Source organism: Ructibacterium gallinarum (assembly GCF_014982785.1).
Lineage (GTDB): Bacteria > Bacillota > Clostridia > Monoglobales > Monoglobaceae > Ructibacterium > Ructibacterium gallinarum.
On the sequence record NZ_JADCKB010000020.1, the window covers coordinates 43783 to 60275 of the forward strand.

Below are 16493 nucleotides of genomic sequence, written 5' to 3' on the forward strand. Positions count from 1 at the left end.
AAATCACCCTATGCTTTATATTGTGTGCGGTTTATAATCGCAATCTGCTGCCACTTGGGCAGACTTATAAAATACTCGCTGAAACCATACATCCTCACCGTAAGGCTTTTGTACCTGTCCGGATTTTTCATGGCATCTTTTAATTCCTCCGAATTAACAACACTTATCCCTATATGTAATCCGCCAAGTTCAAAATATGATATAGTAAGTGCCTTCAGAATTTCGGGCGATACACTTCGAGAAAAAGTAATATTTAATCCTCCTGTTGCTGTCCTGTCAAACGGAAGTTTTGACAAACTTTTCAACAATGCGGTTATTCCGTTTTTATCTGCTCCGTATGTTGGCGATTGGTTTTCGCTGAATACCTCGCCGTCTTTCCTTCCGTCAGGTGTCGCTCCAACCTTCCATACATTCTCTCTTTCTAGTGAATAAAATCCGCCTATTACATAGTAGTTATCTTTCAGGTCAAGCATATCTACTGCATCAAGAAAAACCTTCCCTGCTTCAGCAGTGTATTCGTCCATATCTGTATCATTACCGAATTTCGTATAACTCTTTATCTCACAACAAAGCTCATCCTTGTTTTCAAAATTACTATCTAATATACCTATAAAATCAGCATAAGTATACCGTTTTTCCCTAAAAACAAGTTTATCAAGCACCATAAGTGAATCTCCCAATGTTGCAATTCCTGGGCAAAATACATTAAACACCACATATTTTGAGTTGCCATCACAAGGATATCTACTCTCCTCAGCTGTATCTGTAAGAAAAAGACCATCCAGAACAAAATATTTTCTGGCAAATTCCATATCAGAAAACGAACACTCTTTTTCTGATATATCACTTTGAATATCATCTCGTATAGCTGTTTTCAATGCCCTCTTTATATCGTCTATATTGGAATACTCATTTTCTTTTAATATCTTCAAAAACAACTGAAGCACCGGCACAAAATATTCCAAACGATACGAATGATAATTCAAATCAAATGTGCAGCATGCTGAATAAGTAAACTCTTTAGCAACATTGTATGGAATACCTTTTTTCAGAAGCGTATTTAGAACTAAGTTATAATTATATACATGCAATTTATCTGTCAGCACGCTCATCGCCTTAAACACTTCTTCCAAAAATACCTCATCAGCATTTGATTTTAATAATACGGTAATCTGCGGTTGAGCCATGTTATTCATAACCGCCGCTTTCAGCACAACCCTTGAAAACTCATTAGGTGTTTCGCCGCCTATATTGATATACTGTTTAGACGCCTGACATAAAACCGGTTTTTCTTTATAATTCCATGTTCCTCTACCACATATTTCATTTGTTTTTATAAAAAATCCTGATAAAAGCTCGCAGATTTTGTCATTGGACATTCCGTTCTCTTTTGCATGCGTATAAAACGGATGCATATACTCATCAAATCTTCCAAAAGCATAATCGCGGTTTCCAACATAACAACTTGCTATCATATGTATGATCCATATACTTTGCAACGCCGAATAAAAGTCATAAGCCGGCTCGTATGGGACCACTTCCAGCGCCTTTGCCATTTCCATTCGTCCGAGTCTTTTCGCTTCTGCAGAATATCTCGCAGCATAATTGCGGATGGCTTCAACCACTATCTCCGCATTCATCGCAAAAATCTTTGATTGCGTATCTCCTTTTTCTTCCGCACTATGTTTTATAGACGCAAGTATTCCTTTCAGTCCACTATTAAGGAGCGTTTCATAGTCAAAGTTCATATGTCCGGTTGAACAAAGCAACCTGTTCGGCGCATTCATTCCTTGATCCGGTTCTGCCTCCGGTACCCGACCCGCAAAATAATCACAGTCATATATCGGTACAGACACCTCCGACATCAGTTCAGAAAATATACGCGCGTATCTGTCAGGCTCATTATAATCCGAAAACTCTGTTTCCAATCTGTTCAGTATTCTCTCCCGCTCAATGAAGCAAGCCTCATTGTCGCTTTCAAACACAAGTTCCTTCAATCTGTCTAATTTTGACATTCTAATCCCTCAAATCAATTTGCGCAAGCGTCGCCGGAAGCTCATGCGCAGTATTTATCACTATATCGTTCGTGACGGTATCAAAGCAGGAAACGATCAGCTTACCGTTCCATATAATCGGTTCGCCCGGCTCGTCAAGTTCGCCGTTAAATCCGTCCGTATCTCCGTTTTGCGCAAGCTTTGTTACCGTCCCATCAGGCAATACCTTTACAATCGCATTTGCGCAAAAATCAGCAATATATATGTTGCCGTCATCGTCAAGGATCATACCGTCCGTACTTACCAGATTTTCGGGGTCCTGCGCCCATATCTCATTCGACTTTACCGATAAATCATTGTTGAACTTTATCCTGTATATAGCTCCGTCCCCAAAATTTCCGATTAGCAAATCTCCGTTATGATCAAAAACTATACCATCGACGCCATATTGATCATCAGGATTATGCGTAATAAAAGTTGTCAGAATGTTTTTATCTTCCAGTGTATTTGTAACATTTATGTTTTCATCATCAAGTTTGAACCTATATACACAACTAACCAGTTTCCCCGATGGGTGCTTTACAAGCTCCATTGTGCTTTGTGTCACATATATATAACCATCCTTAATCCTCATACCATTGGGATGCTCCATATTTCTTGCCACAACAGTTGTTTTTACTATTCTGTCATTGTCAAGTCTTACACGCAAAATTCTGCCTTTTCTCACTAACTCCGTCTGACCGCTCCATCCCTGATTGTCGCATATATATAAATCTCCGTCAGGACCAAAAGCAATTCCCATAGGTCTCGCCACTCCTGTTTCCTCACAAGCAGGCACATCAAACCACTTTTTTATATTTTTATCCTTGTCAATTTTCAGTATGCAACCCGGCATATCAGGAATAGCATAGTTCGGACACGCAAGTATAAGATTGCCTTCCTTATCAATTGCCATGCCATCCGGAGTTGAAACATAATCAGGTAATTTTGCAAATAATGTTGATTTTTTCATTTTAGGCACTCTCCTTACATTTTTTCAAATATCTCGTTTAACGCTTGATAGGTATTCTCAAATAACTCCTTCATTTTTGAATAAATATGAGCATTTGTTAAATCCGGTATATTCTTTTCGTTTATATCTATAAATTTGCTTATCGCATTAAAATCTTCAAACATACCAACCCCTACTCCGCCCGCTACTGCAGCTCCCATAGAAGTTGCTTCCTCAAGGTAATTTGGCACTATAACAGGCGCATTGAAAATATCACACAATATTTTTTGCCATATTTTATTTCTTGCACCGCCGCCGATTAAAATCAGTTCATCTATTCTCGCTCCGTTGTTCTTAAAGATATTCAATATAATATCGAGATTATAGCCTACACCTTCCATAACAGCCCGCATCATGTCTCCGCGTTTACTATTTAGAGTTAGTCCGCTAAAAACACCTTTTGCTTTAGTATTCCAGCGCGGACTTCGCTCCCCTATAAGATACGGCAGAAACAATACTCCATTCGCTCCGACAGAAGAACATTCAACTTCATTTTGCATAGTTTCGTATATAGCATTGTCTAAATCGGTTTGATCGTTAATTCCACTATACATGTTTTTAACCGCCCAACCAAGTGCTCCGCCTCCGGTCTGCATTGTTCCGCATGGCAAAATATACCCCGGAACAATGTGGGCAAAATTAAATGTTTCCATATTTTCGGCGTAAATCGGTATTTTAGATGCAACGGATATCCATGATGATGTGCCAAGACAGCAGTTAGCTACCCCCGCCTGAACAATTCCGCTTCCTACTGCCGCGCAACAACCATCTCCACCTCCACAAACAACTGCCGTTCCTTCCGCAAGGCCTGTTTCCTTTGCTGCCCGACTTGAAACTCTGCCGGCTATTGCGACCGAGCTTATTATATCCGGCAATTTATCTTTATCCAGACCGCTGACTCTCATAATATCATCCGACCACATAAGAGTATTCAAATCAAGCATGCAGGTTGATGACGCATCTGATGGTTCAGTTACAAAACTACCTGTCAATTTGTAGATTATATAATCCTTTGCGTTAAGCATCTTATATGTATTTTCATAGATTTTCGGCTGGTTATCCCTAATCCACATAAGCTTAGTAAGACTATATGAAGCGCTCAAACGGTGTCCGGTTAATTTATAAAATTCTTTTTCATCCATGTGCTTCTTTATGTAATCCGCCTGCTTAGTTGTACGCATATCTGCCCAAATCATCGCATTACGCAGCGGTTTTCCACATTTATCCACGCAAAGACAGCCCATCATTTGTCCACTGAATGACACAACTGCTATATTTTTATTCCCAACCTCTACCGCAAGTTGCCTTGATGTTTCGCATACAGCCTCCCACCAATCATCTGCATTCTGTTCCGCACTGTTATTTGTCCCTACATACAATTCATATGGATAGACTGCACTTTTAACAAGTTTTCCGTCTTCATCAAATAATGTTGCCTTATTGCCCGAGGTACCCAAATCATGTGCTAATATATATCTTTTCATAATATTATTCCTTAAAACTTAATTACCATTTTCATCATGGGAACATGATTTTTAATGTTTTCAAAAGCCTTATCAATATCCTCAAACGGATATACATGTGATACATATTCCGATGGATCTAAAATTCCCATTTGAATCCAATTTACAATCTGATCATGTGCTTCAGACTCTGCTTTTTTTGAAGGGAACTGATGGAAATGAAGTTCCCAGTTATACGGACACTTACTCCAGTCTACCGTTTCTGTCATATTTTCTGAAATACCATAAACACAAACCTTTGCATCCGGCTTTATAATTTCGAGTGAGGTATTAATAAAGCTTGTTACACCTACGGCATCAAGTGAAAAATCAACGCCTCCGGGACATATACTGCGTACGCACTTAACAATATCCTCGTTTTTGCTGTTTATAACAAAATCCGCGCCTCGATTTTTAGCAAGCTCAAGCTTTTCATCCGAAATATCTATAGCTATGATCGGCCCCATGCCCGTAAGCTTTGCAAACTGAACAAAGCTCAAACCAACCGGACCGAGTCCCAATACGACAAGGCTTTTATTTGCCGAAAAGCCAAAGCCCTTCATTGTACTCAAAACCTCGCGGAAAGTAATAATCATTGCCGAGCTTACCGGATCAAAGTCCTTTGGCAGTTTTCTTTGACCATATGAAAATTCCTCCGGTAAAATTCCATCCTTTTCCTGTGCCATTGCGTCTGTTACTATGTTATATTCCGAATATGTACCCCAACCGCTCGAATAACCTTCCGGCACATCAGACCAGTACGGCATTAAAACCAAATCTCCGATTTCAAAACTTGTAACCTTACTGCCCTTTTTTACAACACGACCAACACCCTCATGTCCAAGTACAACCGGGTACTTGTCAATCCCCTTAAATTTACCGTGTATAATTTTTGTATCAGTACCATTGCAAACACCGCAGCTTTCAATCTTTACGAGCGCATCATAATCTCCATATTTCGGCATCGGCATACCATCAACTATTTTACACATCTGATCCTTATAAACCACATAACTTTTCACTTCCATTTCCTCCTTATCAACATCACTTTTATTCATTTACTATTTTTTCGCATTCAATACTGCCGTTTTTTTCTACTATTGGTATAAATACAGGTTTTTCCTTCAACATCTTATTTGATGTATCTTGTGGAGAATGAATAGAAAGATACTTCTTTTCATCAAGACCTGTAAATATCATTCCATGTCCGCCATCATATTTTCCAGATATCTTTTTGGAAAATAATAGATTTTCTTCCTGAATCCACTCCCCATCAACTTTTCCATTGTTACTATGCGCAATGCCCACGCAATAGTTTTCATCTCCTTCAAAATTAGACCATATCATCAGCAGTCTTCCATCTGACATAGTATACATGAAACATCCATCTGTCACACGATTAGATGACCATTTTGGAGAATCAGCACGAAACAACTCTATTGGCTCTGAGATAAAATGTGTTAAATCATCCGCAAGCTTTGCTGCCGCCATTCTCCCAATACCATCATCTGTTGATGTCCACTCATGTACGAAAACCATCCAAGGTTGACCATCGTCATCTACAAAAAAAGTGCCATCTATACTATCCCAATCAACAGGCGTTATGTGTCCGCCGCTTATTTCCGAAAACGGTCCCTCGGGCGAATCAGCTTTCATAACCGTACAACCTCTATGCTTTGTCAACAAGGAATAATATGTGGTAAACATATAATATTCCCCTTTATACCTATACACTTCGGGCGCCCATTTGTTTCCTCCGCAATTCGGCGGCACTATAACCAATTCACCTTTTATTTTTTCCCACCTTGTTAAGTCTCCGTTGCTCTTATATGCTATCCAATCCGTTCCATACATATAATACTTTCCGTTTTCGACCAACACGAATGGATCTCTGAGTCTATCAACATTGCTTTCTATAATACATATGCTCATTTTGTATCCTCGCTAATATATGCCTTAATAATTACTTTCTATACTCATCAGCTATTTCGCAGCTGTTACTGCAACCGATTCGTTCTGCCCCCGCTTCAATCATTGCAAGGCAGGTTTCAAGATTTCTTATTCCGCCCGCCGCTTTTACTTTTACATCATCGCCGACATATTTTTTCATAAGCCTTACATCATCTATCGTTGCTGATGACGGACCGAACCCCGTTGATGTCTTTATAAAATCGGGTTTTACCTTCTTTGCTATCTCGCAAAGCCTTATTTTTTCGTCATTATTCAGATAGCAGTTTTCAAATATAACCTTTACTGTTTTACCCGCATTCCGGCATATTTCAACTATTGATTTCATTTCATGCTCTATATATGCAAAATCACCTTCCTTGACCTTGCCTATGTTAACAACATAATCAATTTCACCGGCACCGTTCTTGATTGCCTCGCGGGTTTCTTCTGATTTTAACTCAACGGTTGTTATTCCAAGCGGAAATCCGACGGCAGCGTCAACCGGCACACCCGTCCCTGACAAATACTTTGCACATTTACTTACCATGCCCGTATTAACAGCCACAGAGCAAAAACCGTATTTAACCGCGTCATCGCAAACCTTTTTCAAGTCCTCCGAAGTCGCAGACGGCTTTAAGATTGTATGATCAAATATCTTGTTAAAATTCTCTTTCATCTAAAATCCTTCTTTCTCAAATCTTTCTGCAAATTCTTTTTTTGATTCAATTGACAGGCTGTTAAAATAGATGCTAAATCCGCCAATTCTGACAACCAAATTCGAATATTTTTCCGGGGAACTGATTGCTTCGCGTAAAAGTTTTGATGATAACGAGTTCACCTGAAACTGCAGCCCACCATTTTCCAAGTATACTTTAATCAAAGACGAAATTTCTTTCTTGTGATTACGCACCAAATCCGTCTGAAAGTTGACATCAATTGGCTGCCCTCCGAAAAATTTGTATTGCGGCAGCTTTATTGCCGACAATACCATTGAGGTAGGATCACTCTTTCTTACTTCATTTGAAGGTCCGGCATTCTTGGCAAACGGCTTTCCCGCACTTCGCCCATCATAACTTGCCCCCCATGTTTTGCCGTACATTACATTATGGTCTAATGTATGCAGTGATGGTAGAAAATACAGATTATCGTGATTGTAGTTTCTTATAATTCTTTGCATTATTTCAGCTGTCTTAACGGCATATTCATCCGCCCCGGAGTTTTCCCCATACTTCATACAAGACTGTAAATCGTCTTTTATCTCTTTGTATTCAATAAAATCACTTTTTACGGCTTGATTTATTTCTTCAAGAGTATATTTCTTATCTCTGAAAACCAGTTTATCTATTGCACAAATCCCGTCGGCAGCATTTGCCATTCCCATGCATTCAACGGTCACATTATGGTATTTTGCTCCCGATATTCTATCGCAACGCTTTTCTATACACCCCTTTGTTAAAATTGATACAAAACAATCCGGATCTGTTTTTTCACTGAGTTCTGCTTTTACTTCATATGACCGGACGCAAATATCCATAAGATATTTCACGCATTTTTCAAAGTTTGCAAACACCTCATCTGTATTCTCCGGCACTTCTATATTCGGAACTCGGATCTCACATCCATGCCTTAGTAGTAGACCGGTATTAAGCGCGGCTTCAAGGGCTGCGGGAACCATAAATACGCACCCCCACATACTGTTAAATTCTTCAGCCGGGATGCTGATCCCCATACAAGAATTATTTGAAAAGTTATCCGTTTCTTTTTCGCTTACACTTTTCTCCCGAAGTGCTTTTTTGCATGCTTCTTCTCCGTAAAATGTAGGTTGTCCCATTGAAAACAATTTTTCATCAATTAACATATTCCAGATCCGCTCAGGCGTATTCCTGTCAATACGCACTCCCAATATCGGAGCAGGCATAGAAAATTCCTTCTGGCATTCTATAATAAGCTCAGAAAGTTCGTTATATGTATCTCCACCGATATTAAGCATACATGCACCATCAGCATAACTATTTAGAAGTCTATATAAATTGTGTATTATCTTTTTTGCTTCATCTTGAGTCATTCCATTTTTAAGTGAATTAGCATAAAACGGATACATATATTCATCAAATTTACCAAGAGATATACTGTACCATGCATTTTCCGCAAGAGGTAAAAGAAAATGAATTATCCACACCGATTGAACCGCTTCGCGAAATGTATCCGCAGGGTAGTACGGAACCTTTTTAATCATATCTCTCATTGCAGACATTTTTACATCTTCAGAATTACACTGTGACATCCGCTCGTCAATCAAAGAAGCCATACGCTCCATAAAACACCTAATTGACCTCAGCGTATCTTTCATTGCCGCGAGATACTCATCTTCGGGATAGTTTTTTATTTTTTCATTTATCTTATTTTCGTATGCCACGAGTCCGTTATTCAAAATAAAACCATAATCAACAAGGGTATGTCCTTTGTCAACATTTGTTTTACTCCCGAATATTTCCGGCATATTCATAATACCCTTTGTATGCTCGTCTATCTTTTCATCATCAAACAAAATCCTATCTGAACACTCATTTCCAAACTTAAACCAACCTATGATTTCATCATCATTCTTTATTTCCAAATCCAATGATTCCAATTCAAGTCTAAATTTTTTCGCAAACCTTTTTGCCGGCGTCATCGCGTTCAGATCGTTATAATTATTCATCCGCACAAAAAATTCAACGCTGCTGTCACACAATGCCATGTAAACACCCCTTTCCGATTTTCCTTTATCGTTAATGTTATATTATCATATTATGTCTTATCTGTCAATAACCATTTTAATTTTTTGAAACCAATTTTACTTTGAGTTTCCCCAAAAATCAAGAGAGAAGTCTTGAAAACGGCATAACAAAGCGAAAAACAAGGAATTAAAATTTGAAATCAGAGCAAAAAATAATGCAATATGACTCCGAATGTGATATAATGCAGTTGAACAAAACCACAAAGGAGATATTGCATTAATTTAGTTGTATGTTATGGTTTTGACAAAGAGCCGATGCTGCTGATGAAAAAATGGGGAAACTCAAAAATTTTACCTATTGACAAAAGTCTAAACTTACTATATAATTGTTAAATCATTATCGATAATGCTTAGAATGCGAGGTGTTCAAATGAATTTAACAATCAACGAAAACGGTTTGACCATACGTTTTTTAACCAATTCAAAAAATCAATTTTGCCTTGATTATATGGGGCTTACCGAAAATTATCCGAATGCTGCGGGCAGCGACAACAGCAATGACCAATTTAAGCCCGCTTTTCACATTGGAACCGTTCCGGGACACGGATTTTTGGGCAAAAAATTTGGAAGTGAAAGCGAAAGCTATATCTATAGCTCTCACAACGAATATCAAAATAAGTTCGGCAAAAAACTTGAAATTGTTTTAAGCGGCAAAGACCTTGAGGTCACTTTACATTATCAGTTTTTTAGCGGAATAAACGCATTGCAAACATATACCGAAGTAAAAAATATCAGTCAAAGCAATCGGTTGCTTTTATACATTACCTCCTTTCACCTGAGCAATATTGAATATCCTGAAAAAATTATGTTGGTTAACAACGGTTGGTGTTCTGAATCTGACGCGCATTTCTTCTCTCCTGCAGATTTAGGGTTAGTTAAGAAATCGCACGGAATGCCAAGTAAAAGAATTTTTATATCAAATATCGGAACACAATCCACAAAAGATTACCTCCCGGTCGGATATATTGACGGTATGTTTTGGCAAATAGAAAGCAACACCTCGTGGGAATGGGAAATTGCCGACTGCGGAGAGCTATATTTGTCGCTTTCCGGACCTTCCGACGAAACCGGCTGGCACAAAACGCTTACGCCGGGTCAAACCTTCAGCAGCGTTAAATCCACCGTTGCGTTCGGCAAAGATTTTAACGAAGTTATTGCGGATATTACTAAATATCGACGTATAATAAAGGGCAAAAACAGCGCCTTTCTGAAGCAGCCGGTTATATTTAACGACTTTAACAACTGTCTTATGGCGGAACCAACATACGAAAAGGAAATTCCATGCATTGATGCAGCCGCAGAAATAGGAGCGGAATACTATTGCGTTGACGGCGGTTGGTTTAGCGATGGTTCTTGGTGGGACGGAGTCGGCGAATGGAAAGAATCCCGCGCGCGCTTTCACGGAAAGCTCAAAGAGGTTTTCAATTATATTATTGAAAAAGGTATGCGTCCCGGAATATGGTTAGAACCCGAAGTCATGGGGATCCACTGCCCTGTTGCAGCGTCTTTCTCCGACGACTGTTTCTTCATGCGTCACGGCAAGCGAGTTATACACCGTAACCGTTACCAATTTGACTTTAGAAACAAAAGGGTTACCGAATATCTTTCATCTGTTGTAGACAGATTGGTAAACGACTATAATATAAAGTTTTTCAAGTTTGATTATAACATTGACGCAGGTGTTGGCACCGAGCTTAATTCCGACAGCTTTGGCGACGGACTGTCCGAACACGGCAAAGCTATGCTTAACTGGGTTCGCTCAATAATGGACAAGTACCCCGAAATAATCATCGAAAGCTGTGCCAGCGGCGGAATGCGTATGGATTATTCTACTCTTTCCGTATTCCATCTGCAATCAACATCGGATCAGGAGAATTATATCGATACTTCCCTTGTGTCTGCCAACTCGCCCATCGGTTTGTTGCCCGAACAAGCCGGAGTTTGGTCATACCCGTTAGCGTGCCAGGATACAAACGGTATTATATTTAATATGCTGAACTCTATGCGAAACTGTATGTATATCAGCGGCGAAGTAATGAAGCTTAGTTCAGAGCAGCTTGCCACCGTTAAAACCGCTGTTTCGCTCTACAAGGAAATCAGAGATGATATAAAAATTTCCATACCGTTTTTTCCGCTCGGAATATCATCATATAATAATCCTTTAAGATGCGTTGGATATGACTCCGGTGATAAAAAGTATATTATTTTGTGGAATTGTTCGGATAAAGCAACCAAAACGGCTATCAACATAAGCGGAGGTTCGGTAAAATCGGTTTATCCGCTAAATACAAAAGTTATACCTCTTGAAAATGAATTGGAAATATCGCTGGACAAAATGTCAGCCTGTATGATTATATACAGTTAGTCATATACATTTCAACGCTTAACCGCAAGCTCTCTCATATTATCATGTTTTGAGTTTATTAGCTAAAAGTTTAACTTCAATGTAACCTTGTTCCAAATTGGAATAAGGTTACTGTTAACTGCTGTTATCACTAAGAAAGATGTTTCTTATCGCAACGCGTGAAAACTCTAAAACGACTTGCCTAACAACTTTTTAACCAATTATTTTTGACCATCGCCGTTAGTTTTGTTTGCTATGCCCTTTTAACTATTATTTGCTTTTGTTACTTCATTTCGCTTTGTTGATGTTTTATCCACTTTATGTTCAAACCCGCGGCGCTGCCGCTCGCTGTCGGGAGTTCTTCCGTACACACGCTTGTACATTTTGCAAAAATAGCTTGTATCGTTAAAGCCGCACGCCGCGGCAACCGCTTTCAGCTTCATGCACGGGTCGATTTTAAGCATTGTCCTTGCATGATCCAGGCGTATCTTTGTGAGCATTTCAAATATTGTTATTCCGTACCTTGCTGAAAAATCACGGCACAGCTTTGCTTTGGAATACGGATAAAACTCCATAATGTCGGCAAGCGTCAGCGGCTTGCCGAAACTTGCCTCTATATAATCGCGCACAAGCTCGGTCGGCGTTCGCTCCTTTTTCAGAGCCTCGACAAAAAACGCTGCCACTGTACGGTATGTGTTCGCGGAAAGCAGCGCAGAGTCCGTCATACTCTCCGTTCCGTCGTAAAGCTCCTTTATTTGCAGCAGGGACAGTTCAAAGTTTTTGCCCTTGTACACACTGCTGCTTTTTACTCCGTAATGCTCAAAAATACTGTGGCACAGCTCACCGTCAAAACCGAGAAATGTGGTCCTGAAATCGGCATCTCCGCTGTATGAATGTGCCACACCCTTTGACAGAAAGAACATATCCCCGCGTTCAAGCGCAGAGCGGCTGCCGTCAATGCTTATACTGCCGATCCCGCCCGAAACGACAAAAATCTGCTCCATATCAACACCAAGAGGGCGGTTTATATCATCCTGCTCAAAATTAAATCCCACAGTAACCGGATATATCGGAAACAGTTTTTTGGCATTAAAAGTATAGGTTTTCATAGTTCCTCCGTTCTGATAATATAATTATATAATTTCAACAATAATTATATTGATAAGTCTTTATTTATATGATATAGTTATATCATAATATAAATACAAAGTCAAGTGGCATAAAAATTTATTGTAGGAGATGTTTTAACAAATGAAAAAGGTATGTATTTCAAAGGACTGGACATTTTCGTGTCCTGAGATTCAGGGAAAACAAATCATTGACATTCCTCACGATTATGTGATAGGTCTTAAAAGAGACGCCGCCTCACCCGGCGGTCCGAGCATAGGCTTTTTTACCGGGACAAGGGGATCCTATACAAAGTATATGAAATTCGGGGACGAAAAGCACATTATTCTCGATATTGACGGCGCGTATATGTGCGCAAGGATTTATCTTAACGATAACCTTCTGGATATGCACCCGTACGGATATACGCCGTACCTCGTTGACCTGTCGGACAAGGCATGGCGCGGCATGAGCAACAAGCTCAGCATCGATGTATCGCACCTTCAGCCGTCATCACGCTGGTACTCCGGCTCGGGCGTTTACCGCGATGTTTATTTGTGGACGGGCGGCAGCGTAAGGATTGAGCCGTGGGATATGTTTGTAACCACAAAGGAGCTGCGCGGCGACAGCGCGGCAATCAATGCGAACATAACCGTCAGTGCGGATTTTGACTGCGATGTGGCATTAACGGTTAAGGCTCTTGACGCAGACGGCATATGCGTTGCGGAAAAGAGCGTTGACCTTGGTGCAAAGGCGGGTAAAAACGGCTGCAATGTATGCCTTGATATAAAAAATCCAAAGTTGTGGAGCTGTGACACGCCGTATCTGTACACGCTTTGTACCGAGGTATGGGCAAACGGTCAAATTGAGGACACTGCGGAGGTAACCTTCGGTATACGCACAATTTCGTTTGATGCGAAAAACGGGTTCCTTCTGAACGGCGAGCCGACAAAGCTCCGCGGCGGCTGTATTCACCATGACCACGGAGTCCTCGGCAGCGCGGAGTTCCCCGCGGCGATACACCGCAAAATCAGCCTGCTTAAAAGCGTCGGCTACAACGCGGTAAGAATCGCGCACAATCCGCCGTCGCTTACACTTTTGGAGGTCTGCGACAGGCATGGAATGTTGGTTATGGACGAGGCGTTTGATATGTGGAATATACCGAAATCAAACCTAGACTACAGTCTGTGGTTCCGTGACTGGTGGCAGAGAGATATAAGCTACATGGTGCTACGCGACAGAAATCACCCGTGCGTGATTTCCTACTCAATCGGAAACGAAATCCCGGAGCGCGACGGGAGCTCGGACGGCGCGGAGTGGTCGGAAAAGCTGGCAAACGCAATAAGAGAGTACGATAGCACAAGACCTGTCACATCCGGAGTTTGCGGCATATGGTTCGGAATCGACAAGGACGCGCCTGTGGACTACAAAGTCGCAAGAATGGGCGGCTTTGACGACGTAGGAAGCGGCACGGTCGAGTCCTCTTGGGGAAAGCGTACGGAAGCATATATGAAACCGCTTGACATTGTGGGATATAACTATCTATTTGAAAGATACGCAAACGATGCGGGCGAATACCCCGACCGCGTGATATGGGGCTCGGAAACTCACGCAATCAACTTCTACGATTCGTGGAAGGCTGTGCTTGAAAATCCAAATGTCATAGGTGATTTCACATGGACGGCATACGATAATCTCGGCGAGGTCGGCACAGGTCGCTATGAATGGGCGGAAGAAGGCTTTGTCGATACTATCTCGTTCGGCAACTTTCCGTGGAGGAGCTGCTATCAGGGCGACTTTGACCTGTGCGGCTACCGCAGACCGCAATCGTATTTCAGAGAGGCAATATGGAAGAGCGACACAGAGCCGCATATTTTCACGACCCACCCAAGACATAACGGTGACGATTTCAGCGGAACAGGCTGGCACTGGTACGATGTTGCCGACACATGGACATTTGGCGACGAATACATAGGAAAACCGGTAAAAACGGATGTATACACTACCGCCGATGAAGTAATATTCATTCTGAACGACACCGAGGTAGGTCGCGCGGTGCCAGAAAAAGGCATAGCAACAGCATTTATCCCCTACGAGAAGGGCGAACTTACGGCGATTGCGGTAAACGGTGGCAAGCAAGATAAGAGCTTTACACTGAAAACCGCGGGAGAAGCATACAAAATCCGTGTTGTATCGGAGAAACCGCAGATAGCTGCGGATAACCGCGACCTTTGTTACTTTGACATTTCTATCGAGGACGAAAACGGTAACAGGATAGCCGACGCCGAAAACGAAATCAAATGCGAGATATACGGCGGCGAGCTGCTCGGCATTTGCAGCGGAAACCCGAAGAATGACGACCGCTACGGCTCAGCCGTCTGCCATACCTACGAGGGCAGAGCTATTGCGATTGCCCGCAGCAGCAAAGAGGGCGATTTGAAAATCCGCATAACCGCAGAAGGTCTGAAAGGCGGCGTCGGAAATATAGTTAAAGTAATTAAATAGAAGGTAAAAAAATTCAAACTGCAAAAAATTATTTTTTCTATCTTACAAAAAACACAGGGAGAGTAAAAAGTCACCTTTTACTCTCCCTGTTTCGTGTCTGGTTGTTTTCTGCAGCGTACTGTAAAGCGAATATAGCTTTGCATATTCGCCACCCTTTGCTATAAGCTAGGCGTGCGCGTGACTTCCTCCGCTATCCCGTCGGTTGTAAGCACGGTTATGCGCGTTGTGTTGCGGATTGTGGTAAGACGGTGCGCAATGGTAAACGTAGTCCTACCCTTTGAAATACATTCAGGCGAGCCCTGAACAATAAGCTCGCTTTCGTTGTCCAGTGCGGAGGTAGCCTCGCCAAGAATGAGAATCGGCGAATTTTTAAGGAACAGCCGTGCGATTGAGATACATTGCTTTTGTCCTCCCGACAACTTTAGTTCGCGTTCGCCGACATATGTGTCATAGCCGTTTTCAAGTCCGCATATGAACTTATGCGCGCTCGCTTCCTATGCGGCGGCAACAACCTCATCGCGTGCCGCGTTCGGTTTGCCGTAGCTGATGTTTTCATATACCGTGCCGCTGAACAGGTAGACATCTTGCTGCACCATGCCTATATTATCACGGAGCTTAATGTAAGCTTTTTTATATCGTGACCGTTAACACGGGTTGTGCCGTCTGTCAGGTCGTAAAACCTCGGTATAAGGTTGCAGAGTGTGGTTTTTCAGCCGCCGGACGGACCGACAACCGCAATGTTTTCGCCCGGACTGACATGAAGACTAAAATGGCTCAAAACATAATTGCCGTTGTCGTTGTAACGAAAGCTGACATTATCAAAGTCTATTTTACCGACCGCACAGCCAAGCTCCTCTGCATCGGGCGCATCAGCAATTTCCACAGGCTCGTCCATAATCTCAAAAAATCTTTCTATGCCCATTATGATGCGCTGGACTGATCGGTGAACTCCACTATCTTGCGTATGGACGCTATAAGCGTTTGGATATAGAGCAAATATGCAATCAGGTCGGCGGAATTTATCTTTCCGTGGAGCATGAATGTAGTGATTTTACATTATGTATCTATATCCCCTTAATTTCCGATAAAATGTGGCTATGCTCATATATAATTTACAGAAAAAACTTCACACCCGGGTATGCGGACATAATCTTGGACTGTTTATATAGCTAATCCAAGACTATGTCTGTACTCTACCGGACTCATATATCCCAATGACTGTTTGATTCGTTTTGTGTTATACCAGTTGATATAATGATTA

12 protein-coding genes and 1 pseudogene are annotated in these 16493 nt (G+C 41.4%); 2 read left to right on the top strand and 11 right to left on the bottom strand.

Annotated features, from left to right (window positions below):
• Nucleotides 1–8 precede the first annotated feature (8 nt).
• The 7 genes from INF28_RS09510 to INF28_RS09540 are packed head-to-tail and all read right to left on the bottom strand — an operon-like array spanning nucleotide 9 to nucleotide 9198.
• Nucleotides 9–2015 carry a pyruvate formate lyase family protein gene (locus INF28_RS09510; protein ID WP_226393238.1) on the bottom strand — a complete coding sequence of 669 codons (2007 nt, stop codon included), beginning with the start codon at nucleotides 2013–2015 and terminating at the stop codon, nucleotides 9–11.
• A 1-nt stretch (nucleotide 2016) separates the two neighbouring features.
• Nucleotides 2017–3006: an SMP-30/gluconolactonase/LRE family protein gene (locus INF28_RS09515; RefSeq protein ID WP_226393239.1), complete on the bottom strand. Its 990-nt coding sequence runs from the start codon at nucleotides 3004–3006 to the stop codon at nucleotides 2017–2019.
• A gap of 14 nt (nucleotides 3007–3020) precedes the next feature.
• Nucleotides 3021–4529: a xylulokinase gene (gene xylB, locus INF28_RS09520; RefSeq protein WP_226393240.1), complete on the bottom strand. Its 1509-nt coding sequence runs from the start codon at nucleotides 4527–4529 to the stop codon at nucleotides 3021–3023.
• Between the two features lie 11 nt (nucleotides 4530–4540).
• Nucleotides 4541–5605: a zinc-dependent alcohol dehydrogenase gene (locus INF28_RS09525; protein ID WP_226393241.1), complete on the bottom strand. Its 1065-nt coding sequence runs from the start codon at nucleotides 5603–5605 to the stop codon at nucleotides 4541–4543.
• Nucleotides 5598–6479, bottom strand: coding sequence for a family 43 glycosylhydrolase (locus INF28_RS09530; RefSeq protein WP_226393242.1), 882 nt, complete (start codon nucleotides 6477–6479; stop codon nucleotides 5598–5600). Before INF28_RS09530 ends, INF28_RS09525 begins: the two co-directional genes overlap by 8 nt.
• 31 nt (nucleotides 6480–6510) lie before the next feature.
• Nucleotides 6511–7173, bottom strand: coding sequence for a deoxyribose-phosphate aldolase (deoC, locus tag INF28_RS09535; RefSeq protein ID WP_226393243.1), 663 nt, complete (start codon nucleotides 7171–7173; stop codon nucleotides 6511–6513).
• The gene (locus tag INF28_RS09540) at nucleotides 7174–9198 is read right to left on the bottom strand and encodes a glycyl radical enzyme domain-containing protein (RefSeq protein ID WP_226393244.1); all 2025 of its coding nucleotides are present in this window, start codon (nucleotides 9196–9198) and stop codon (nucleotides 7174–7176) included.
• A gap of 448 nt (nucleotides 9199–9646) precedes the next feature.
• Between INF28_RS09540 and INF28_RS09545 the strand changes: the two genes are divergently transcribed.
• Nucleotides 9647–11641 carry a glycoside hydrolase family 36 protein gene (locus INF28_RS09545; protein ID WP_226393245.1) on the top strand — a complete coding sequence of 665 codons (1995 nt, stop codon included), beginning with the start codon at nucleotides 9647–9649 and terminating at the stop codon, nucleotides 11639–11641.
• A gap of 242 nt (nucleotides 11642–11883) precedes the next feature.
• On the opposite strand, the gene INF28_RS09550 is transcribed toward INF28_RS09545, so the two are convergent.
• Complete coding sequence (locus INF28_RS09550; RefSeq protein WP_226393246.1) at nucleotides 11884–12729, bottom strand: AraC family transcriptional regulator; 846 nt, start codon at nucleotides 12727–12729, stop codon at nucleotides 11884–11886.
• Nucleotides 12730–12871: 142 nt separating this feature from the next.
• On the opposite strand from INF28_RS09550, the gene INF28_RS09555 reads away from it, so the two are divergent.
• On the top strand, nucleotides 12872–15232 hold the full coding sequence (locus INF28_RS09555; protein WP_226393247.1) for a glycoside hydrolase family 2 TIM barrel-domain containing protein: 2361 nt from the start codon (nucleotides 12872–12874) through the stop codon (nucleotides 15230–15232).
• 42 nt (nucleotides 15233–15274) lie between these two features.
• On the opposite strand, the pseudogene INF28_RS13085 reads toward INF28_RS09555, so the two are convergent.
• From INF28_RS13085 to INF28_RS09565, 3 genes and pseudogenes are all read right to left on the bottom strand, one after another.
• Nucleotides 15275–15666 (bottom strand): annotated as a pseudogene (locus INF28_RS13085) (ATP-binding cassette domain-containing protein); the annotation flags it as partial.
• A gap of 275 nt (nucleotides 15667–15941) precedes the next feature.
• Nucleotides 15942–16127 carry a hypothetical protein gene (locus INF28_RS13090; protein WP_404815159.1) on the bottom strand — a complete coding sequence of 62 codons (186 nt, stop codon included), beginning with the start codon at nucleotides 16125–16127 and terminating at the stop codon, nucleotides 15942–15944.
• Between the two features lie 266 nt (nucleotides 16128–16393).
• On the bottom strand, nucleotides 16394–16493 hold a 100-nt coding region (locus INF28_RS09565; protein WP_226393249.1), incomplete at its 5' end, for an IS3 family transposase.